Source organism: Gaiella sp., assembly GCF_035710885.1.
In the GTDB taxonomy this organism is placed as follows: Bacteria; Actinomycetota; Thermoleophilia; order Gaiellales; family Gaiellaceae; genus Gaiella.
In genome coordinates this window covers 1-20,549 of record NZ_DASTCS010000044.1, presented here as the reverse complement: position 1 = coordinate 20,549, position 20,549 = coordinate 1, and the positions used below count along the sequence as shown (strand labels likewise).

Here is a 20,549-nt window from a genome sequence, read left to right as displayed (position 1 = left end):
GAATAACTCATCGCCGACGCCCCGAACGGCTATCAGCCGGGTTCTCACGGGAGCCACCCGGCTCGGTCGGCACACGGCCGTCGCGTCGGTCGTGCATGGTGGTACCAGGTGCGCCGTCTCGTTCCTGCCGGCCTCTGCGCCGCCGCCGTTCTCTCCGGATACGGGTGGGCTGCGCCCTCGCCCGAGGCGTCGCGTGCGGTCGGCCTCCCGTGGCAGGGTCGGCTCGTCGCAGGCGTGGAGCTGCCTGCATCCGGCGAGCGGTTCTTCACGTGGGACTTCGTCCGCCGGCGCTCGCCGAACCGCGCGTGGCGGCGTCACGGCACCACGAGGCTCGTCCGGACGCTCGTCGAGGTGATCGGCGAGTACGCGGCCGCGCACCCGGGCGCGCCCCGGTTGGGCATCGGGGACCTGTCGCGACCCGACGGCGGGAGGTTCGGCGCCGAGCTCGGGCCGCCGGGCCACGCATCGCACCAGAACGGCCTCGACGCCGACGTCTACTACCCGCGCAAGGACGGGCGCGAGCGGCCACCCGCGCGCCCGCGCCAGATCGACCGCGGGCTCGCGCAGGACCTGCTCGACCGGTTCGTCGCCGCAGGCGCCTCGAATGTCTTCGTCGGCCCGAACACGGGCCTGAGCGGGCCACCGGCCGTCGTCGAGGTGCTGCCGAGCCACCACGACAACCACATGCACGTCCGGCTCCCGGGCGACGGGGTGGCATCCGCGGAGATCGGCACCAGCATGCTCGGCCAGTCGATCCGCGCGTTCCGGCTGGGGCGGGGCAGTGCCCGGGTGCTCGTGATCGGGTGCGTCCACGGCGACGAATGCGCGGGCAGCATCGTCGCGACGCGGCTCCTCCACGCCCGCCCGCCCGGGAGTGGCTCGATCTGGGTCGTCCCCGATCTGAACCCGGACGGCCACGCCGCCAAGCGCCGCACGAACGCCCGCGGCGTCGACCTCAACCGGAACTTCCCCGGCACGTGGCGAGGCCTCCCCGTCTCGGGGGAGGCCCCGGCGTCGGAGCTGGAGACGCGGCTTGCGATGCGCCTGATCCGGCGGCTGCGACCCGAGTTGACGATCTGGTTCCACCAGCCGCAGGCACTCGTCCGCGCGACCGGGCCGAGCGTCGCGATCGCGCGGCGCTTCGCCCGGCTCGCCCGGATGCGCTTTCGGGAGCTGCCTAGACCCCCGGGGTCGGCGACGGAATGGCAGCACAGGGCGCTGCCCGGGACGCGTGCCTTCGTCGTGGAGCTGCCACCGGGGGTCCTCCACATCCGCGAGGCAGGGAGGTACTCCCGCGCCGTGCTCGGACTTGCGGGCTGACTACTCGATGCGCACGCGGACCTCGCGGCTCGCCGCGTCCGAGGACGCGAACCGCAGGTAGCGACGGCCCTCGGCCTCGATCGCCGCGATCGCCCTCTTCGACCGTGGTGTCACCAGGCGGACGTCGAGGCTCGCCTCGCCGCTCGCCCGGTCGCGCTCGAGGCGCCAGACGCCGGCCGCGAGCCCGTCGGAGAGCACCGAGCCGTATCCGACCCCACCGGCTCTGCCAAGAGCGGCGCGCACCCGGTCGGAGTGAAATCGACTTCGGTCGGCGTGGGAGAGGAGCACGTTGTCGTACTCGGGCAGGAACCGAGGCGGCGCCGGGGCATCCGGATCGGGGCGCGGTGCCTCGGGCAGGTCGAACAGCTCGCGGCCGTTCTCGTCACGGAAGGGTCGCAGCCGGGGCCGGAGCCGCTCGATCACCTCCCGCATCCCGGTGAGGCGGCACCAGGTCGTCACATCCGAGGCGGAGGCCGGCCCGAACGCGCCGAGGTAGCGGAGAACGACGTCGGCGAGCTTCGGCTGCTCGAGGAGCGGACGGCCGAGCCACGACTCGGCCGTCGTCACGGTCACCTGGGCGGTCTTCCCCCAGACCCCGCGGGGCGGCACCTGGACGAGCGCAAGCAGGCAGCGACACGCGTAGGCGAGGGCCGCCGGGTCGTGGCGGGGGAAGCGCGCGGCCAGCGCCTCTCTGGCCTCCGGCCCCGTCCGCGGCCGTTCGGCGAAGAGCTCGCGCGCGAAGGACAGGACAGGCTCGAGGTCGATCCCCTCGAGGGCCGGCGAGTAGTCCCGGTGACGCGCGAGCTCCGCGTCCAGGACCGGCTGCATGAGCGGACGGAGGAGGAGGCAGTCCTCCGCGCCGACGAGGTGGATCGTCGCGCGCATCACGCTGACCCGCACGACCTTCCGTTCGACCAGCGGCTCGGACAGCTGCTCCGGCCGGAAGCGCGCGAGCCGCGACCAGAGCGCGGTGTACGGGTCGAGCGGGACCTGGGCCTGCAGCCCCACGAGATGGGTCACCGCCCGGGTCGCCGACAGGTCGGCGCGCGTGAGCAGGAGCTGCCGCGCGAGCGTCGCCCTGTTCAGCTCCCGCGTCGTCAGCACGTCCGCGCGCATCGCTCGATTCTCGCCGTGGGCCTAAGCTGCGCGCGTGAGCAGCCCCAGCCCAGACTCGACGCTGGAGGGCCGGGTCGCGATCGTCACGGGCGCGAGCCACGAGATCGGCGCGGCGATGGCCGGGGCTCTCGCCGCCCGCGGGGCAGCCGTCGTCGTCGCACACCACGACGCCGCCGAGCGGGCCGACGCCGTTGTCGACCGCATCCGCGCGGCCGGGCGGGAGGCCGTCGCCGAGAACGGCGACCTCTCGCGCGTCGAGGACAACCGGAGGCTCGTCGCGCGCGCGGTCGGGGAGTTCGGCCGCCTCGACGTCTTCGTTGCCAACGCGGGGCTGACACGCTGGTCGCCCTTCCTCGACGTCGATGAGGAGACCTGGGACGTCGTCACCGACCTCAACCTCAAGGGATCCTTCTTCGGCGCGCAGGCCGCGGCACGCCAGATGGTCGCCCAGCGCGCCGATCGCCCGGACGACCCGTACGGCGGCAGGATCGTCTTCTCCTCGTCCGTGACGGGCCTCCTGGCGTTGCCCGGCCTGTCGGCGTACGGGACCACCAAGGCGGGCCTGATGCACATGGCGTCGGTGCTGGCGCTCGAGCTCGGTCCGCACGGCATCACCGTCAATGCCCTCGCGATCGGGGCGACGCTCAACGAGAGGAACCTCGCCGGCGATCCGGACTACGCCGAGCACTGGGCCGGTGTGGCGCCGATCCGACGCGTGGGGACGCCGCAGGACGTTGCCGCGGCACTCACGTACCTCGTCTCCGAGCAGGCGTCTGCGGTGACAGGGCACACGCTGAGGGTCGACGGCGGCTGGGCCGTGGTGGGCCGGGTGCCCTAGTGCCGACTGCTGACGCGGACTGGGAGCGGCGGCTGGCCGAGGCGTGGGCGTCGGCCGACCGCCTGGGCGACGCGGAGCTCCGCGAGCTCATCGAGCGGCTTGCCGCGGAGCTGCCGCCGGAGAGCCCCGTCGGGCTGTTCGAGCGGGCGGGCTCGTTCGACTCGACGGGCCGGTCGGACCTCGCGGTGCCCCTCTACCGGCGGGCAATCGCCGGAGGGCTGACCGGCGAACGGCGCAGGCGCGCGGCGATCCAGCTGGCGAGCTCGTTGCGGAACGTCGGCGAGGCGCAGGAGAGCGTCGCACTGCTGAGGGCGGAGCTGCACGAGGAGTCCGACCAGCTCGACGGCGCCGTCCGGGCCTTTCTCGCGCTGGCGCTGGTCGACACCGGGCAGGAGCGTGAGGCCGTCTCGCTCGCCCTGGAGGCGCTCGTGCCCCACCTTCCTCGCTACCAGCGCTCCCTCGCCGCCTACGCCCGCGAGCTGGTCGAGCCGGAGCCGCCCGGCACCGGCCCCTGACGCCCGCTCGGGCGAGAGGAGCGCGATGCGGGCTCGGCCGTCTCGCCCAGCCCGGTCTTCGGTCTCAGCTCGCGGAACGGGCGGTCTTCCTACGCGTCCCCGACTTCCGTGCCCGGCTGCCGTTCCCGCCGGCGGGCTTCTGCGTGGTCTGCCGGATCCGGCCCAGCAGGTCCTCCGGCAGCTCGGAGGCGCGCGTCTTCGCCTGGTCCATCACGTCCTTGGCCTGGCGCGAGAAGGTGCCGGACGTCGCGAGCGCATAGAGCCCCGCTCCGGCGGCCGGCAGGATCAGCCAGCGCGTACCGAAGCTGCCTCTCCGGATTCCCTTTCCCTTGGCTGCGTCCGACACGTCCTCCAGCCGCTCCGCCCAGTCGATCATCCGGGCGGAGACCTTGTGGATGTCTGCCATCGTCTTCGAACCTCCCTCGTCCGTTCCAGTGACCTGCTCCGGCCGGTGTCGGCGGCAGCTCGACCGAGGTGCCGCTGTGCGGAGCGTGGATCGAACGCGTACCCCCATCGGGTCGGCGGGAAACGGTGGCGGCCGCCCCGCCGAAGCCCCGACGCGCGACAATCCCGGGGTGACGGCGGACGCGCGAGAGCATGACGCCGGCTGGGCGGCACTCGCCGACGGGCGCTGGACGGAGGCCCGGGCGCAGTTCGAGCAGGCTCTCCGCCTCGACGAGAGCGCCGAAGGCCTCGAGGGGCTCAGCTGGGCGGCCTGGTGGCTCGACGACGCGCCCACGGTGCTCGCGGCCAGGGAAGGCGCCTATCGCCTGTACCGCAGCGCCGGCGAGCCTCGTAACGCCGCCCGCATGGCGACGTGGCTGGCGGCCGACAACCTCGACTTCCACGGGGCCTGGCCGGTCGCCTCGGGATGGCTGCGCCGGGCGCATCGCCTGCTGGATCCGCTCGAGCCCGGACCCGAGCACGGCTGGCTCGCGTTCCACGAGGGGTACCTCGCCCACGGCGCGGGCCAGACCGCCGACGCCTGCGCCGCGGCGCGGTTCGCCGCCGACCTCGGCCGACGCTTCCGCGTGCCGGATCTCGAGATGCTCGGGCTCGCGCTCGAGGGAGCGGCGCTGGTGGCGTCCGCCGAGGTCGCAGAGGGAATGCGCCGCCTCGACGAGGCGACCGTGACGGCGCTCGAGGGAGCGGCGACGATCCCGATCTCGAGCGCCTGGACGTGCTGCTTCCTCGTCTCGGCGTGCACCGCGATCCGCGACAACGACCGCGCGTTCACCTGGTGCGACCGGATCGCCGAGTTCGCGGAGCGCTACGGAAGCCGCTACATGCTGGCGTTCTGCCGGTCGGAGTACGGGCTCGTGCAGCTCGAGCGCGGCCGGTGGCAGGACGCCGAGGCGCTGCTCGAGGCATCGTCCGAGGACTTCGCGGCATCACGCCCCGCCTGGGTCGCCGCACCTCTCACCCAGCTCGCCGAGCTCCGGCGCCGCCAGGGGCGTCCCGACGAGGCCGGGTACCTGCTCGACCGCGCAGGCGCGTCTCCGGGCGCGCAGCTCGGCCGGGCGCGGCTTGCGCTCGACGCCGGCGACGCTCGGCGAGCCGTCGAGCTCGCCGAGCGCGTGCTCCGACGGGTCCCGCCGGGCCGCGCTGTGCAGCGAGTTCCCGCGCTGGAGCTCGTCGTCCGCGGTCGGATCGCGCGTGGAGAGCTCGACGAGGCCTCCGTCGCGTGCGAGGAGCTGCGCCGGACGGCGATCGCGATCGCGACGGCCGCGCTCGAGGCGAGCGCTGATCTCGCCGCCGGGATGCTCGCCGCGGCCCGCGGCGACCACGACCGCGCCCGGTCGCTGCTCGAGGACGCCGTCGACGGGTTCGTCGCGAGCCGGGCGCCCTTCCAGGCGGCGCTGGCCCGGAGGGAGCTGGCCGTCACGCTTCTCGCTCTGCGTCGCAACGCCGCCGCCGCACAGGAGGCGGGAGAGAGCCAGGAGACCCTCACGCGCCTCGGGGCGCGGGCCGAGGCGGCGCGCTCCGGCCGGGTGCGGGACTCCGTCAGCGGCTCCGCCCGGTCGCCCGTGACACGCCGCGAGCGGGAGGTCCTGGGGCTGTTGGCGGGAGGCCTCACGAACAGGCAGATCGCCGAGCGCCTCGTCGTCAGCGAGCACACCGTCCACCGCCATGTGACCAACATCCTCCGCAAGCTCGACCTCCCCTCGCGTACCGCCGCCGCGACGTACGCCGTGCGGACCGGCCTCCTCGAGTAGGCAGGGAAAGATGGCCGGTCCTGGCGATGCCGCCGCAGCCCTCACGCCCTACCGTTGACCCGGAGAGAAGGCTTCGGCCCAGCGGGAGGACACGTCCATGCAGCAGGCCCAGGAGGATCCGAAGACCGTCGCGCGGGCGATGTGGGCCCTCGGCGACTACCACCGCTTCGCGCGAGCGACCGTGTGGGAGGTCGGCCCGGTCGTCACCGCAGCCTGCGGGATCACCGCGGGCCAGCGCGTCCTCGACGTGGCCGCGGGCACGGGCAACGTCGCGATCCGCGCGGCGGAGGCGGGGGCGCACGTGGTCGCCGCCGATCTCACGCCCGAGAACTTCGACGCGGGGCGGCGTGAGGCTCGTGCGCGCGGGGTCGAGCTCGAATGGGTCGAGGCGGATGCCGAGGCGCTTCCCTTCGACGACGAGTCGTTCGACGTCGTGACATCGGCGTTCGGCGCGATCTTCGCCCCTCACCATCGGACCGTGGCCGACGAGATGCTCCGCGTCTGCCGGCCGAGCGGGACGATCGGGATGGCGAACTTCGTGCCCGAGGGCACGGGGGCGGCGTTCTTCGAGGCGCTGGGTGCCTTCCTGCCGCCGTCTCCGCCGGGCACGCAGCCGCCGCTGCTCTGGGGTGACGAGGACCATGTGCGCGGGCTGTTCGGCGATCGCGTCGCCTCCCTCGAGCTCACCCGCCGGACCTACGTCGAGCGGAGCCCTTCACGCGAGGCGTACGTCGAGCTGTTCCGGACGACGTTCGGCCCGATCGTCGCCCTCCGCGAGCACCTGGCGGGCGACCCGGAACGTGCAGGGCAGCTCGACCGCGCGCTGGACGAGTTCGCCGCCCGCTTCGATCGCGGTGCGCCCACGGGCCCCGCCGAGTACCCGTACGACTACCTGCTGGTCGTCGCACGGAAGCGCTGAGCTCCGGCGCGTCGAGCCTCACAGGAGCTCGCGGAACACGCTCTCGACGGCGTCCACCCGCCCATGGTCGCCGAGCCCGCGGGTCACGTAGCCGATCGCATACCCCTCGCCGGCCCACCAGCCGAGATTGCCGCCCAGGCCGCCCATCCCGAAGCCACCCTCCTCGAGGTCGGCCTGGACTCCGAGGCACCATGCCGCGGTCCGGCCGAGCACGCGGTCGGGCGCGACGAGCTGCGGGCGGATCGCCTCCGTGACGAGCTCCTGCGAGAGCAGGCGAACCCCGTCGATCGCGCCGCCCGCCCCGAGGGCGGCGTAGAACCGCGCGAGCGCGAGAGCGGTGCCGTGCCCGTTGACCGCCGGGATCTCCGCTGCCCGCCAGGCGGCGCCGTTGACGACGGCGGGGTCGACCATCTCCACGGGCCGCGCGAGCGGCGCCTCGAACGTCCCGTCCGGGTCGACGACGTCGGCCGCACGCCGTTGGAGCTCGTCGGAGAGCCCGACGTGAAAGTCCAGGCTCCAGGGCCCGGCGAGCTCCTCGCGCAGGAACGCGCCGAGCGTTCGCCCGTCGACGCGGCGGACGACCTCGCCGACGAGATGGCCGTAGGTCGCGACGTGCTCGGCGTGCGCCGTGCCCGGCGGCCAGGCCGGGGTCGAGCGCGCGAGCAGGTCCACCATCGCCTGCCAGTCGAGCAGGGTAGCGAGCGCGGGCGGCTGCTCGAAGAGGTGGAGACCCGCCTGGTGGGCGAGCACCTGGCGGACGGTCAGCTCCTCCTTCCCGGCAGCCCCGAACTCGGGCCACCAGCGCGCCACGGGGTCGTCGAGGCCGACGCTGCCGCGCTCCACGAGCAGCAGCAGGCAGGCGGCCGTGAGCGGCTTTACCACGGAATAGGCGTTCACGATCGTGTCCGGCGTCCAGGGGGCGCCGGACTCGTCGGCCGTCCCGCCGACGAGATCGACGACCGCACGACCGCCCACCACGATCGCGACGGCCGCCCCGACCTCACCGCGCTCGGTGAAGCCCTCCGCGAACGCGTCCGCCACCGGCGCGAACGCCGGATCCACGTGACCCTGCACCTCCACGCCCGCGAGGTCTACCCGACCGGGGCGCTCGGCCGCACGCCTGGCGTCGGAGCGCTCTCGGAGTAGGCTCGAGCGCGATGCCCGCAAGCGCCGTCCTGCTCGCCCTGCCGCTCGCCGGCCTCGCCCTCCTGCTCCTCGAGCCGGACGCGGACGCGCACTGGCTGCACCGGCCGACGCACTTCTGGTTGATCCTCCTGACGGCCCTCGTCAACGTCGTCCTGGGGCTTGCCGCAAGCGAGGCGGCGCGCCGACGCGGCGACGCGCGCGCGACGCTCGTCTCGCTTGCGTTCCTCTCGAGCGCGGGTTTTCTCGCGCTCCATGCGCTGGCGACGCCGGGGCAGGTGCTCGACGCCGCCAACACGGGCTTCGACATCGCGACCCCGGTGGGGCTCCTGATCGGCGCCGGGTTCGCCGCAGCGTCCGCGCTCGAGCTGTCGCCCTCGCGGGCGGCGGCGGTGCTCCGGCACGGGCGGCTGCTCCGCGGGGGGCTCCTGACGTTGCTCGTCGTCTGGGCGGTCGTCTCCCTCACCGAGGTCCCGCCGCTCGACCGGCCGGTCGCGCCCGAGGACCATCGCGCCGAGCTGACCCTCGTCGCGATCGTCGGCTGCTTCCTCTACGGCTTCGCCACCGTCCGGTACCTCCGCCTCTACCGGCGGCGTGACGACCTCCTGCCCGCAGCGATCGCCGCGGCCTGGGTGCTGCTGGCCGAGGCGCTCGTCGCGATCGCGCTCGCCCGGAGCTGGCACGTCTCCTGGTGGGAGTGGCACCTGATGATGACCGCCGCGTTCGTGCTCGTCCTCTGGGCGGCCTACGTCGGCTACCGTCGAAGCGCCTCGGTCACCGCCGCGTTCGGCGGCGTGTACCTCGACGCCACCCTCGAGCGCGTGGACGAGCGCACTGCCGACGCGCTGCGGGCGATCATCGAGGCGCTCGCGGAGAACCGGCCGCTCGAGCCGGTGATGGAGGGGCTCCGCGGGCACGGATACACGGCGGACGAGACGGCCGTCCTCGAGTCGTCGGCACGGGAGCTGCGACGGGTGGACGACCTGTTCCGGCCCTACGTGTCGCCGGCGCTCGCCGACGACCTGGAACGCCAGCCGGGGCTCGCGGAGCTGGGAGGCACCGAGCGCGAGGTGACGGTGCTGTTCGCCGACCTGGAGGGATTCACGGCCTTCTCGGAGCGGTGCCCGCCGGCGGTGGCGATCGGGATGCTGAACGCGTACTGGGCGGCGGCCGTCCCCGACCTGCTCGCGGAAGGGGCGACCATCGAGCGCTTTGCCGGGGACGCCGTGATGGCCGTGTTCAACGCCGTCGGCGACCAGCCTGACCACGCGCAGCGGGCGACGCGGGCTGCGAAGGAGCTGCTCGGATCCTCGACCCGCATCGCCGACGAGCATCCGGGCTGGCCACGCTTCCGGGCCGGGCTGGCGACAGGCAAGGCGGCGGTCGGCCACGTCGGCACGGCGGAGCAGCGGAGCTTCGCGGCGATCGGGGACACCACCAACCTCGCCGCGCGCCTCCAGGCGCTCGCACATCCCGGCCAGGCGGTGCTCGCAGGCTCGACGGCCCGTCGCCTCTCGGACGTCCCGGTCGATCCCCTCGGCACCGTCGAGGTCAGGGGGCGCAGCGACCCGGTCGAGGTGTTCGTGCTCGCGGTCTGACGATCCGACGTATCGTCGACGGTCGCGGCCGGGTCCGGCTCCGAAATACTCGGTGGCACGTTGGAGACGCTCGCCGCCCTCGGCCTGACCGACGACCTGTTCGTCCAGGTCGCGGCGATCCTGGTCGTCTCGGCGGTCGCGGGCACGATCGCCGTCTGGCTCCGGCTGCCGCTCGTGATCGCGTACGTCGCGGTGGGCGTCGTCGCGGGGCCGAGCGCCGCGGATCTCGTCCAGCCGGGCGGCGAGCTCGAGCTCCTCGCTCAGCTCGGCATCGCGCTGCTCCTCTTCGTCGTCGGGCTGAAGCTCGACATCCACGTGATCCGCACGCTCGGGCCGGTCTCGCTGGCGGTCGGCGGGGCCCAGGTCGCGCTCACCGCGGCCGGCGGGTTCCTCCTCGCGCTGGCGTTGGGGCTGGACGTGACGCCCGCGCTGTACGTGGGGATCGGCCTCGCCCTCTCGAGCACGATCATCGTGATCAAGCTCCTCTCCGACCGACGGGAGCTCGAGGACCTCCACGGACGCCTGGCGGTCGGGATCCTGATCGTCCAGGACCTCGTCGTGGTCGTCGTGATGATCGCCCTCACCGCGAGCGGCGAGTCGGAAGGCTCCACGGGCGCAGCTCTGCTCGGTGTCCTCGCGAAGGGCATCGCGCTGCTGGCCGTCCTGGGGGTGCTGATGCGGTGGGCCCTCACCCCGCTGCTCCACGCCCTCGCACGGCTGCCCGACCTCCTCGTCCTGTTCGCGATCGCGTGGGCCGTCGCGCTCGGCGCGCTCGGCGACGAGCTCGGCTTCGGCGTCGAGGTCGGCGCGTTCCTCGGCGGCGTCTCGATCGCGTCGACCCCGTACCGAGAGGCGATCGGCTCCCGGCTCGTCACGATCCGCGACTTCCTGCTGCTGTTCTTCTTCATCGACCTCGGCTCGAGGGTCGACCTCGGCCAGCTCGCCGACGAGCTCTGGATCGCGGTCCTGCTCTCGGTGTTCGTCCTGGTCTTGAAGCCGATCATCGTGATCGGGCTCCTGGGCGCGATGCGCTACCGCAAGCGCGTGTCGCTCGAGACCGGGCTCGCGCTCGCCCAGATCAGCGAGTTCTCGCTCATCCTGGGCGCCCTCGGGTTGCGGCTCGGGCACATCGACGAGGACACGACCTCGCTCCTGACGGCCGTGGCGCTGGTCACCATCGCCGTCTCGGTGTACGTGTACCCGTACTCGGGCGCGATCGCCTCGAGGCTCGAGGGATTCCTCGAGATCTTCGAGCGCGCCGAGCCGAGGCCGGAGGAGGCCCTCACGGAGCATCCGCCCGACGTGATCGTGCTGGGCCTCGGACGCTACGGCGACGGGATCGTGGAGGGCCTGCGGGAACGAGGGGTGGCGGTGCTGGGAGTCGACTTCGACCCCGTTGCCCTCGCGGACTGGTCGGAGCAGGGGGTCGACGTGCTCTACGGCGACGCCGAGGATCCCGAGTTCCTACACGTGCTGCCGCTTCCCGAGCACGGATGGGTCGTGAGCACGGTTCGTCGGGTCGACGTGAACCTCGCGCTGCTGCACGCGCTCTCCCACCACGGCTACACGGGGCACGTCGCCGTGGCGGCCCATCGCCGGGCGGACGTCGAGCGGCTGACGAAGGCTGGTGCCGACCACGTGCTGATGCCGTACGTCTCCGCGGCGCGGGAGGTCGTCGAGCTGATCTCGGACGGGCGCTGAGCGAGACGCGCCGTGCCGGGACGTCACTGGAGTCAGGCGGCCTGCGCTGCCTGCAGCTTCGCGAGGAGCCGCTTGACGCGCCGCAGGACGTCCGCCTCCTCGTGACCGAAGTCGTCGAGGTAGGAGTGGACTGCCGCGAGCAGCAGCTTGAGCTCCTCGTCTTCGAGCTCGAGCGTGTTCATGCCCTCGAGCCTACTCCGCCGGCAACGCGTCCGAGGCGACGAGCGAGAGCAGGCTCTCGTGGTCGTCGTGGCACGCCGGGCACCCCTCGAGGTGCGCGCGCAGGCCCGGGATCGCAGCGTCGGCATCGACGCCTGCGAGCTCCAGCTCGACGTAGCGATCGAGCTCCTCGAAGCACGTCTCACAGCTCACCTCGGGCCCCTCCGGCCCGAGCACCCGTGCGACGACGCGCTCGCTCTCGTCCTGTTCCGTCACGACACCTCCTCCAGTGGTTCCCCGACGGCGTGACCGGCATCCGCGAGATACGCACGGAGCTTGCGGCGCGCGTCGTGCAGGGACTTGTAGAGCGCCCCGCGGGTCGTCTGCAGCCGCTCCGCGAGCACGTCGATGGGCACCCCGTTCAGCGCGAGCGCAACGAGGACGCGCCGCTGGTGCGGGGTCAGTGCCTGCGCGATCCCGGTCTGGATCGCCGCAAGCAGCTCGCTCTGCTCGGCCTCCTGGTCGGGCTCGAGCCCCGCGCTCGAGAGAACGCTCCATGCCTCGTCCTCGACGGGGATCTCCCGACCCTGCCAGGCGCGTCTCCTGACCTTGACCGAGGCCTGGTAGAGGGCGAACTTGTAGGCCCATGTCGTGAAGCGGGAGAGGCCGCGGAAGTCGTCGAGCCGGGACAGCACGCTCAGCAACGCGTCGTCCGCCGCCTCTTGGGCGATCTCGTCGATGTCGCCGCGGAGGTGTGGGTGCGACGCTTTCCGACGGCCGGTCTCGAACCGCGCCGCCCGCAGCAGGAGCTCGTGGAGCCGGGCGACTGCCTCGTCCCGCACGACGCCCTCGCCTCGGAGCTCCTCGAGCCACCGGCGCGAGTCCGCATCGAGCGCCCGCGTGGGCTCCGGCGCGTGCGTCACTCCCGGCTGGGAGGAGGGCTCCACGCGCCGAACCATAGGCGCAGCCCGCACGCTCATGCGTGCGGGCTGCTCTCGTCGAGCGGAGCGAGAATCCGGACGGCAAGCCCGGGGGGGCAGCCCCCCTCCACGAGCTCGATCAGGCGGTGAAGGTCGTAGCGGCCGTCGCGCGCGAGTGTCCCCGCGAGGAGGGCCGGGAACCCGGCGTCCACGAGCTGCGCGCGCCGCCACCCGAGCGCCGACACCGGGCGGCGGCGCCGTGCCCCTACCTCGTGCCCGTGCTCGGTGTCGTGCATCACTCGTCTCGAGTCCTCTCAGGAAGTCGCAGTGGGGTCTGCCGGCCGACGTCCTCGGTGACCGGCGTCGAGTGGTTGGTGTCGGAGGCGCCGCAGGTCTTACGTCCGGGTGCCCGTCCCGCTCGCGCGCTCAGCGCTCGCGGTGGGCCTTCACGAGCGCGTCGATCGCGGTCGCCTCGCCGTCCTCGAGGGCGACCGTGCGCCGCACCTTCTCGGCACGCTCGACGACGAGGTCGCCGAGCTCCGGCACGACGTCCTCGGGCGTGAACAGGACCGAGGCGTCCTTCGGCCCACCGTGGCCGTGCTCGAGGTTCGTCGTGTCGTGGCCGAGGACGAACAGCGTCCCACCCGGGGCCACGGCCTCGGCGGCCCGCCGCAGCGCTCGCGCGAGCTCGTCGCGCGGCAGCTGCAGGTACAGCACGGCAACGAGGTCGAAGGCGCGCCGCCCGGGGTCGTGCTCGAGGACGTCGGCGACGACCCATTCCACGTGCACGCCGCGGCTCGCGGCCAGCTCGCCTGCCTTGGCGATCGCCACGTCGGAGAAGTCGACCCCGGTCACCTGCCAGCCGCGCGCGGCGAGCCAGACCGCGTTCCGGCCCTCCCCGCAGGCGAGGTCGAGGGCGCGTCCCGGTTTCAGCCCGCCCACCTCGGAGGCGAAGAGCCGGTTCGGCTCGGCCGTCCAGACGAGCTCCTTCTGCGCGTACCGCTCGTTCCAGTCCGCGCGGGCGAAGCCGGGGCGGATCGAGCTCGACGGGCGGCTGCCCTCCGTCACGCCGCGTCCAGCCGCCCGGCGGCCGTCTCGGCCATCAGCGGCACGGCGTGCTCGAACGCCGCCGCGCGCGAATCCTCCGCCCCCAGCTCGCCGCGCGTGTAACGACCGAAGATCGCCTCACAGAAGACGGCGGCCTTCCAGAGCGCGAGCGCCTCGAACCACCCGAGCGGCCCGATCCGGCGACCGCTACGCCCCGCGTAGCGCTCGACGAGCTGCGCCTTGGTGGGAAAGCCCTCGAGCGCGGTGACCGGCGAGACGCCGAGCGGGCTCGGCCCTCCGCCAGGCTCGGTGTACGTCGCGAGCAGGTAGCCGAGGTCGGCGCGCGGGTCGCCGATCGCCCCCATCTCCCAGTCGAGCACCGCCTGGACCCGGTCGGGACGGTCGCGCTCGACCATCAGGTTCCCGAGCCGGTAGTCGCCGTGCACGACCGTGTCGGGCAGCGGCTCGGGCAGCTCGTCGGCGAGACGGCGCCCGACCTCGACCACCGCGGGGATCTCGCGTGTCGCGTTGATCTCCCAGAGCTGCGTGAAGCGACGCACCTGACGCTCGAGGTAGCTCCCCGGCCGCGCGAACGCCGCCAGCGCCGGCTCGGCGACGTCGGCGGCGTGGATCTCGACCAGCGCGTCGACGAGCTCCTCACCCAGCCGGCTGCGGGCAGCCGGATCTTCGAGACCGGGCGGCAGCGCGGTCGTGACGACGGAGCCGTCGAGAAATCTCATCACGTAGAACGGGACGCCGAGCACGCTCTCGTCCTCGCACACGGCAAGGATCGGGGGCAGCCGGATGCCCTGCGGCGCGAGCGCGAGCTGGAGCCGCGCCTCTCGGACGACGTCGTGGGCCGACGGCGGCAGAGGGGGCCTCGGGGGCCGGCGGAGCACGTACAGCTCGCCACCACGCTCCAGCAGAAAGGAGAAGTTCGAGCCGCCGCCGACTCCGATCCGCTCCGCCCGAACCGGCCCGTCGCCCAGGCCGTGCTCGTCGAGGAACGCCTCGACCCGCTCGAGCACCAGGAGCGGCGGCCGGTCGGCCGCCGACGCCTCGGCGAGCGTCGAGACGATGTCCACCACGCCGGCCACGGGACGATCGTGCCACGACCGCCCCGTGGCCGCCGAGGGCTACGAGAAGGACGCCCTCGCGGTGCACACCGCACCCGACGCGCTCGTCGCCCGCGCCACGAACCGGTCGGCTCCGGCGCGATTGCCGGCAACGAAGCGAGCCTCGAACGAGCCGCTCGGCGCGCGCGTCACGCGGACGCGGCTTCCGATCTGCTTCCCGTTCTGGGAGAGCGTGACGCGCCACCGCACGCCGTTCCGGTTCTGGTCGACCTCGAACTCGACCTCGATGCCGCCGTCCTCCTCGGACAGCTTCAGCTTCGACGTCGCGGGCGTCGAGCACACTCCGGCCACGCGGATGTCCCCGTCCTTCGCGCCCGCGGCCGGCGCCAGCAGGAGCGCCACCCCCAGCGACATCGCCACGATCAAACCCGTCACACCCTTCATCGTCCGACTCCTCTCGACACGACTGATCTCGACGCATCGGAGGCTGACAGCGGGCCGGTCCGGGCCACAATGGGACCTTGGTCTTAGAACTCGCATCGGAATGAGGCCCAGCGCGGTCGGAACGCGCCGGGCGGCGCGCTGCTTCGTCCTCGGTCGCCCCGATCTGCCTGCAGATCGAGGCTCCCTGCGTCCGTACATCGCACTCGTCCGGGCGCGCCCCGCCGACGAAGCGTCGTTTGGATTCGAGCTCTTCGGCGCCGAGGGACTCCGGTGAGGCATCCCGTCGTGCAGTTCGCGCTCGCCGGGCTCGCCGTGCTGGCCGTGTTCGGAGCCGTCGCGGTGCTCGCGCTCCGCAGCCTGGGCCACGAGGAGGCCCTCCGGGACGCGCGGCAGTTCGCCTCGCTGGCCGGGCAGGGAATCCTCGAGCCGGCGATCGACGTCGACCTGCTCGAAGGCAACCCCGCCTCGATCGCCACCGTCGACCGGGTCGTCCAGGAGCGCGTCCTCGGCGACCGTGTCGTGAGGGTGAAGCTCTGGGACCGCAGCGGACGCATCGTGTACTCGGACGAGCCGCGGCTCTTGGGGTCGACCTTTCCGCTCGACGCGGAGAAGCTCGACGTGCTGCGCACCGGAAGCACGAAGGCCGAGCTCAGCGACGTCTCGGGGCCCGAGAACCGGTTCGAGCGTGGCCTGGGCGACCTGTACGAGGTCTACCTGCCGGTCCGCGCGCCGGACGGCACGCCCCTGCTCTTCGAGACGTACCAGCGGCGAAGCGCCGTCGCCGCTACGGGGCGGAGGATCTGGGTGCCGTTCGCGGCGCTGCTCCTCGCGAGCCTCGTCCTGCTCTGGCTCGTCCAGGTGCCGCTGGCCTGGCGGCTCGACCGCAAGCTCCGCCGGACACAGGAGGAACGGGAGGCACTGCTCCTTCGTGCGGTCGAGGCATCCGCCGACGAGCGGCGCAGGATCGCGGCCGCGTTGCACGACGGCGTCGTCCAGGATCTCGCCGGGATCTCGTACTCCCTCAGCGCCGCGGCGCAGACCGAGGCGTCCCCGGGTGCGCGCGAGGCGCTGCAAGAAGGGGCCGCGGGGACGCGTGACTCGATGCGGCAGCTCCGGGCGCTGCTGGTCGAGATCCACCCGCCGAACCTGCGCGCGAGCGGGCTCGAGGCCGGTCTCGCCGACCTCCTCGCCCCCCTGCAGGCCCGCGGCCTCGAGACCGAGCTCACGATCGAGCCCGACCTCGACCTGAACGACGACGACGAGCGGCTCGTCTACCGGGCGGCCGCCGAGGCGCTGCGCAACGTCCAGCGGCATGCACGGGCCGCAGCCGTCGCCGTCGCCGTGCGGTCGGAGGACGGACACCTCCTGCTCGAGGTGAGCGACGACGGCGCCGGTATCCCCCAGGGCGAGCGTGAGCGGCGGCGCGGGGAGGGGCACGTCGGCCTCTCGCTGCTCGACGAGCTGGCGACGAGTGCGGGAGGCGATCTCGATGTACGCTCGACACCCGGCGCGGGCACGATCTTCGCGCTGAGGCTGCCACGTCGATGATCCGACTTCTCATCGCCGACGACCACGCGGTCGTGCGCACGGGCCTCCGGCAGCTCGTGGGGACGTTCGCCGACGTCGAGCTGGTCGGCGAGGCCGCGAATGGCGAGGAGGCGGTCGCACTCTGCGCGGAGCGCAAGCCCGACGTCGTGTTGATGGATCTGGAGATGCCGGTGCTGGACGGGATCGAGGCGACGAGCCAGATCGTCGCGGCGCAGCCCGGCGTCGCCGTCGTCGTGCTCACCTCGTTCTCGGATCGAGACGAGATCCTGCGCGCGCTCGACGCCGGAGCGGTCGGCTACCTGCTCAAGGACGCCGAGCCCGCCGACCTCGCCAAGGCCGTGGACGCGGCGGCGCGGGGTGAGGCTCCGCTCGATCCGCGCGCAAGCCGTGCGCTCCTCAGCGCCCGGAGCCGTTCCTCGCCGATCGACGCCCTCTCCGAGCGGGAGCGCGAGGTCCTCGCGATGGTCGCGCGTGGGCTCCCGAACAAGCTGATCGCCCGCGAGCTCTCGATCAGCGAGAAGACCGTCAAGGCTCACCTGACGAACGTCTTCCGGACGATCGGGGTGACCGACCGGACGCAGGCGGCGCTCTGGGCCGAGCGCAACGGAGTCACCGCCGGTGGGTCGTAGGACCCAAGTCCGATTGCGCGAGCCTCGCTCCCCCGTCACCATCGATACATGCCGAACGGCCGCCTCCGGCACCTCGTGGCGCTCGTCTTGGCCGCGCTCGTGACCGTTGCCACGCCGATCGCAGCACGCGCGGACGACGGGGACGATTCCCGCTCCGACGTTCGGGCCGAGCTCTCGTGCAGCGCCGGGAGCACCGTGCGGCTCCGCGTCCGCACGCGCGACGACGACCGGCTGAGGGTCGACCTCGACGTGCGCACACCGAGACGGGGGACGACCTGGAGCGTCGTGATGATCCACGAGCGTCGACTCGTCTTCCGATCCCGGTCGCGGACCGGGGGCAGCTCGGGGTCGTTCTCCCTGCGCCGGACGCTGCCCGACTGGCCCGGTCGCGACACCGTCACCGTCCGCGCCAACGGCCCGCGCGGGGAGACCTGCCGCGCGAGCGCGACGGTGGACGGGGACTAGAGCTTGCTCGCCGAGCGAGAATCCGCCAAGCGGATTCTCGCGGCTTGATCCCCGCCTGCGGGGGACAGACCGCTGAAGGCGTCGCCTGCGGCGCCGCTACCTCGCCGAGCGGGACGTCTCGGTCATCAGGCGAGGCCGCGTGCCTTGCGGCTCGCGGACTGCTGGCGCCTGGAGGCCGACAGCTCGACCTTGCGCAGGCGGATCGAGGCCGGGGTGACCTCCACGCACTCGTCCTGGCGGATGAACTCGAGGGCCTGCTCGAGCGACAGCGGGCGCGGGGGGATCAGGCGGACGAGCTCGTCGGCGGTCGACGAGCGGATGTTCGTCAGCTTCTTCTCCTTCGTGGCGTTGACGTCGAGATCCTCGGCGCGCGCGTTCTCGCCGACGACCATCCCCTCGTAGACCTCGACGCCGGGCCCGACGAAGAGCGAGCCGCGCTCCTGCAGGTTGAGCAGGGCGAAGGTCGTCGTCGGCCCGCTGCGGTCGGCCACGAGGCTGCCGCTCGGGCGGGTGCGCAGCTCGCCGTACCAGGGCTCGTAGCGGTCGAACACGTGGTGGAGGATCCCGGTCCCGCGCGTCTCGGTGAGGAACTCGGTGCGGAACCCGATCAATCCCCGCGCGGGCACGAGGTACTCCAGCCGCACCCACCCCGTTCCGTGATTGACCATCTCCTCCATGCGTCCCTTGCGGAGCGCGAGCAGCTGCGTCAAGACGCCGGTGTACTCCTCGGGCGCGTCGATCGCGACCCGCTCGACGGGCTCGTGCACCTTGCCGTCCACCTCGCGCGTGACCACCTGCGGCTTGCCGACCGTCAGCTCGAAGCCCTCCCGGCGCATCAGCTCCACGAGCACGGCGAGCTGGAGCTCACCGCGGCCCTGCACCTCCCAGACGTCCGGCCGCTCGGTCGGCTCGACCCGGAGGGAGACGTTGCCCACGAGCTCCTGGTCGAGCCGCTGCTTGAGCAGCGGCGCGGTCAGCTTCGATCCCTCCCGGCCGGCGAGCGGCGAGCCGTTGATACCGACAGTCATCGAGAGGCTCGGCTCGTCCACCTCGACGACGGGGAGCGGGCGCGGGTCGTCGGGGTCGGCGAGCGTCTCGCCGATCGTCACCTCCGCGAGGCCCGCGACGGCGCAGATCTCGCCCGGCCCCGCTTCCTCGGCCTCCACCCGGTCGAGCGCCTCCGTGACGTAGAGCTCGGTCGCCTTCGCGCGCTCGATGACCCCGTCGCGGCGGCACCACGCGAGCTGCTGCCCCTTCCGGATGGTCCCGTTGTGGATCCGGCAGAGCGCGAGCCGTCCGACGTACGGCGACGCGTCGAGGTTGGTGACGAGCGCCTGCAAGGGATGGCCTTCCTCGTACGAGGGCGCGGGGATCGTCTCGAGCAGTGTGTCGAAGAGGGGCTGCAGCTGCTCTTCCAGGCGGGAAGGGTCCGCCGTCAGGCCGGCTCTGCCCGCGCGCGCGTTGCAGTAGACGATCGGGAACTCGATCTGGCTCTCGTCGGCGTCGAGGTCGAGGAACAGCTCGTACACCTCGTTCACGACCTCCTCGATGCGGGCGTCCGGCCGATCGACCTTGTTCACCACGAGCAGCACAGGCAGACGGGCCTCGAGTGCCTTGCGCAGGACGAAACGCGTCTGCGGGAGCGGCCCCTCGCTCGCGTCGACGAGCAGCAGCACGCCGTCGACCATCCGCAGCGCCCGCTCGACCTCTCCGCCGAAGTCCGCGTGACCCGGGGTGTCGACGATGTTGATCTTGACGTCACCGAAGCGGACCGCCGTGTTCTTCGCGAGGATCGTGATGCCCTTCTCGCGCTCGAGATCCATCGAGTCCATGACGCGCTCCGCGACGTCCTGGTTCTCGCGGAACGACCCCGACTGCCAGAGCATCGCGTCCACGAGCGTGGTCTTGCCGTGATCGACGTGCGCGACGATCGCGACGTTGCGGATGTCGGCCCGGACCGCCACCGCGGGAGGGTAGCCGCGTGGCGGCGAGGGCTAGGAAGGGCCCGGCGGCATCTCGCCCACCGGCCACGGCTTGCCGCCGAGCCCCCAGTTCTTCGGGTCGTGACCCTCGACGATCACCCAGGTGTGGTCGCGCAGGCCCTCGTGAGTCGCCTCACAGAGGGCGTCGGTCAGGCCCGCGATCAGCTTCGCGCTCGTCTCCTCGTCGACACGGAAGTCGAAGAGCTCGACACGGATGAGCGGCACGGCACGCCTCCTTCCTCGGTCGGATGCCAACGACCATATGCTCACGTCGTGGGTCGCGTGCAACGACTCGACGACGTCCGCGCGGACGTCACCGACGGCGTCGATCGCCGCGCCCTCGTGCCGCCCGAGCGCGGCTCGGAGCTCGCGCTCGACGCTCTCCGGCTCGAACCGGGCGCGGCGCTCGACCTGGCCGACCCGCTGCACGACACGCTCCTCTTCGGCCATGCGGGGGCAGGCGAGCTGGACGGCCAGCCCCTCGCCGGCCGCGCGGCCGCGCTGGTGCCGGCCGGCAAGCCGGGGGCGCTGACCGCGGGCGCCGACGGGCTCTCCTGCGTGCGCGTGACCGTCGGCGCGGCGACAGACCTCCACGCGCCGATGGGCGGCCTCGAGCGAGCCGTCGCGCTCGACCACGTCGAGCCGGGGACGGCAACCGGCGCCAGGTCGTTCCAGGTGCTCTACGGGCCGCACAACGGCTCGACCAGGGCGACGATGTTCGTGGGCTACATCCCGCCCGGTCGCGCGCCGTGGCACTACCACCTCTACGACGAGATCGTCTGGGTGCTGCGCGGCGAGGGGAGGCTCCACATCGGCGACGCGGTCGAGTCTCTCGCGCCCGGCGCGGCCTTCAGGCTCCACCCGCGGGAGGTGCACATCGTCGAGAACACGCAGTCGAAGGACGAGCTCGCGG

General features: G+C 73.0%; 23 protein-coding genes. 11 read left to right on the top strand and 12 right to left on the bottom strand.

What is annotated here, in order from left to right; genetic code table 11:
* Nucleotides 1-108 precede the first annotated feature (108 nt).
* Nucleotides 109-1,320, top strand: coding sequence for a penicillin-insensitive murein endopeptidase (locus tag VFO26_RS09985; RefSeq protein ID WP_325114819.1), 1,212 nt, complete (start codon nucleotides 109-111; stop codon nucleotides 1,318-1,320).
* Here VFO26_RS09985 and VFO26_RS09980 read toward each other — a convergent pair whose 3' ends face one another.
* Nucleotides 1,321-2,436: a winged helix DNA-binding domain-containing protein gene (locus tag VFO26_RS09980; protein ID WP_325114818.1), complete on the bottom strand. Its 1,116-nt coding sequence runs from the start codon at nucleotides 2,434-2,436 to the stop codon at nucleotides 1,321-1,323.
* A 34-nt stretch (nucleotides 2,437-2,470) separates the two neighbouring features.
* On the opposite strand from VFO26_RS09980, the gene VFO26_RS09975 reads away from it, so the two are divergent.
* Nucleotides 2,471-3,274 (top strand): SDR family NAD(P)-dependent oxidoreductase, encoded by an 804-nt coding sequence (locus tag VFO26_RS09975; RefSeq protein ID WP_325114817.1) that lies wholly within the window; start codon nucleotides 2,471-2,473, stop codon nucleotides 3,272-3,274.
* On the top strand, nucleotides 3,274-3,789 hold the full coding sequence (locus VFO26_RS09970) for a tetratricopeptide repeat protein (protein WP_325114816.1): 516 nt from the start codon (nucleotides 3,274-3,276) through the stop codon (nucleotides 3,787-3,789). The genes VFO26_RS09975 and VFO26_RS09970 overlap by 1 nt, the downstream gene beginning before the upstream one ends.
* Nucleotides 3,790-3,853: 64 nt before the next feature.
* Here the strand turns inward: VFO26_RS09970 and VFO26_RS09965 are convergent, their stop codons facing one another.
* Nucleotides 3,854-4,195 carry a hypothetical protein gene (locus VFO26_RS09965; RefSeq protein ID WP_325114815.1) on the bottom strand — a complete coding sequence of 114 codons (342 nt, stop codon included), beginning with the start codon at nucleotides 4,193-4,195 and terminating at the stop codon, nucleotides 3,854-3,856.
* Nucleotides 4,196-4,364: 169 nt separating this feature from the next.
* On the opposite strand from VFO26_RS09965, the gene VFO26_RS09960 reads away from it, so the two are divergent.
* Both VFO26_RS09960 and VFO26_RS09955 read left to right on the top strand, forming a co-directional pair.
* A complete protein-coding gene (locus VFO26_RS09960; RefSeq protein ID WP_325114814.1) occupies nucleotides 4,365-6,005 on the top strand; it encodes a response regulator transcription factor in 1,641 nt (546 codons plus the stop codon).
* Nucleotides 6,006-6,102: 97 nt separating this feature from the next.
* Nucleotides 6,103-6,924 (top strand): class I SAM-dependent methyltransferase, encoded by an 822-nt coding sequence (locus VFO26_RS09955; protein WP_325114813.1) that lies wholly within the window; start codon nucleotides 6,103-6,105, stop codon nucleotides 6,922-6,924.
* An 18-nt stretch (nucleotides 6,925-6,942) separates the two neighbouring features.
* On the opposite strand, the gene VFO26_RS09950 is transcribed toward VFO26_RS09955, so the two are convergent.
* Nucleotides 6,943-8,004 carry a serine hydrolase domain-containing protein gene (locus tag VFO26_RS09950; protein WP_325114812.1) on the bottom strand — a complete coding sequence of 354 codons (1,062 nt, stop codon included), beginning with the start codon at nucleotides 8,002-8,004 and terminating at the stop codon, nucleotides 6,943-6,945.
* A 77-nt stretch (nucleotides 8,005-8,081) separates the two neighbouring features.
* On the opposite strand from VFO26_RS09950, the gene VFO26_RS09945 reads away from it, so the two are divergent.
* Nucleotides 8,082-9,665 (top strand): adenylate/guanylate cyclase domain-containing protein, encoded by a 1,584-nt coding sequence (locus VFO26_RS09945; protein ID WP_325114811.1) that lies wholly within the window; start codon nucleotides 8,082-8,084, stop codon nucleotides 9,663-9,665.
* A 60-nt stretch (nucleotides 9,666-9,725) separates the two neighbouring features.
* On the top strand, nucleotides 9,726-11,366 hold the full coding sequence (locus VFO26_RS09940; RefSeq protein ID WP_325114810.1) for a cation:proton antiporter: 1,641 nt from the start codon (nucleotides 9,726-9,728) through the stop codon (nucleotides 11,364-11,366).
* Between the two features lie 32 nt (nucleotides 11,367-11,398).
* Here VFO26_RS09940 and VFO26_RS09935 read toward each other — a convergent pair whose 3' ends face one another.
* From VFO26_RS09935 to VFO26_RS09905, 7 genes are all read right to left on the bottom strand, one after another.
* Entirely contained in the window at nucleotides 11,399-11,548 is a 150-nt protein-coding gene (locus VFO26_RS09935; protein ID WP_325114809.1) for a hypothetical protein, read from the bottom strand.
* A 10-nt stretch (nucleotides 11,549-11,558) separates the two neighbouring features.
* Nucleotides 11,559-11,801: a hypothetical protein gene (locus VFO26_RS09930; RefSeq protein WP_325114808.1), complete on the bottom strand. Its 243-nt coding sequence runs from the start codon at nucleotides 11,799-11,801 to the stop codon at nucleotides 11,559-11,561.
* Nucleotides 11,798-12,472, bottom strand: a complete 675-nt coding sequence (locus VFO26_RS09925) for a sigma-70 family RNA polymerase sigma factor (RefSeq protein ID WP_325114807.1) — start codon at nucleotides 12,470-12,472, stop codon at nucleotides 11,798-11,800. Before VFO26_RS09925 ends, VFO26_RS09930 begins: the two co-directional genes overlap by 4 nt.
* A 29-nt stretch (nucleotides 12,473-12,501) precedes the next feature.
* Nucleotides 12,502-12,741 carry a hypothetical protein gene (locus VFO26_RS09920; protein WP_325114806.1) on the bottom strand — a complete coding sequence of 80 codons (240 nt, stop codon included), beginning with the start codon at nucleotides 12,739-12,741 and terminating at the stop codon, nucleotides 12,502-12,504.
* Nucleotides 12,742-12,871: 130 nt separating this feature from the next.
* Entirely contained in the window at nucleotides 12,872-13,513 is a 642-nt protein-coding gene (locus VFO26_RS09915) for a class I SAM-dependent methyltransferase (protein ID WP_325114805.1), read from the bottom strand.
* Nucleotides 13,510-14,589, bottom strand: a complete 1,080-nt coding sequence (locus VFO26_RS09910; protein WP_325114804.1) for a phosphotransferase family protein — start codon at nucleotides 14,587-14,589, stop codon at nucleotides 13,510-13,512. Before VFO26_RS09910 ends, VFO26_RS09915 begins: the two co-directional genes overlap by 4 nt.
* 39 nt (nucleotides 14,590-14,628) lie before the next feature.
* Nucleotides 14,629-15,012 (bottom strand): hypothetical protein, encoded by a 384-nt coding sequence (locus VFO26_RS09905; RefSeq protein WP_325114803.1) that lies wholly within the window; start codon nucleotides 15,010-15,012, stop codon nucleotides 14,629-14,631.
* A 270-nt stretch (nucleotides 15,013-15,282) separates the two neighbouring features.
* Between VFO26_RS09905 and VFO26_RS09900 the strand changes: the two genes are divergently transcribed.
* Genes VFO26_RS09900 through VFO26_RS09890 form a run of 3 tightly spaced genes read left to right on the top strand, consistent with a single transcriptional unit; the run spans nucleotide 15,283 to nucleotide 17,654 of the window.
* On the top strand, nucleotides 15,283-16,560 hold the full coding sequence (locus VFO26_RS09900) for a sensor histidine kinase (RefSeq protein ID WP_325114802.1): 1,278 nt from the start codon (nucleotides 15,283-15,285) through the stop codon (nucleotides 16,558-16,560).
* Entirely contained in the window at nucleotides 16,557-17,189 is a 633-nt protein-coding gene (locus VFO26_RS09895; RefSeq protein WP_325114801.1) for a response regulator transcription factor, read from the top strand. Before VFO26_RS09900 ends, VFO26_RS09895 begins: the two co-directional genes overlap by 4 nt.
* A gap of 48 nt (nucleotides 17,190-17,237) precedes the next feature.
* Nucleotides 17,238-17,654 carry a hypothetical protein gene (locus tag VFO26_RS09890; RefSeq protein ID WP_325114800.1) on the top strand — a complete coding sequence of 139 codons (417 nt, stop codon included), beginning with the start codon at nucleotides 17,238-17,240 and terminating at the stop codon, nucleotides 17,652-17,654.
* 125 nt (nucleotides 17,655-17,779) lie between these two features.
* On the opposite strand, the gene typA is transcribed toward VFO26_RS09890, so the two are convergent.
* Both typA and VFO26_RS09880 read right to left on the bottom strand, forming a co-directional pair.
* Nucleotides 17,780-19,618: a translational GTPase TypA gene (gene typA / locus VFO26_RS09885; RefSeq protein ID WP_325114799.1), complete on the bottom strand. Its 1,839-nt coding sequence runs from the start codon at nucleotides 19,616-19,618 to the stop codon at nucleotides 17,780-17,782.
* Between the two features lie 30 nt (nucleotides 19,619-19,648).
* A complete protein-coding gene (locus VFO26_RS09880) occupies nucleotides 19,649-19,861 on the bottom strand; it encodes a 4-oxalocrotonate tautomerase family protein (RefSeq protein ID WP_325114798.1) in 213 nt (70 codons plus the stop codon).
* 48 nt (nucleotides 19,862-19,909) lie between these two features.
* Here VFO26_RS09880 and VFO26_RS09875 point away from each other — a divergent pair.
* The coding region (locus VFO26_RS09875) for a cupin domain-containing protein (RefSeq protein ID WP_325114797.1) at nucleotides 19,910-20,549 on the top strand (640 nt) is incomplete at its 3' end.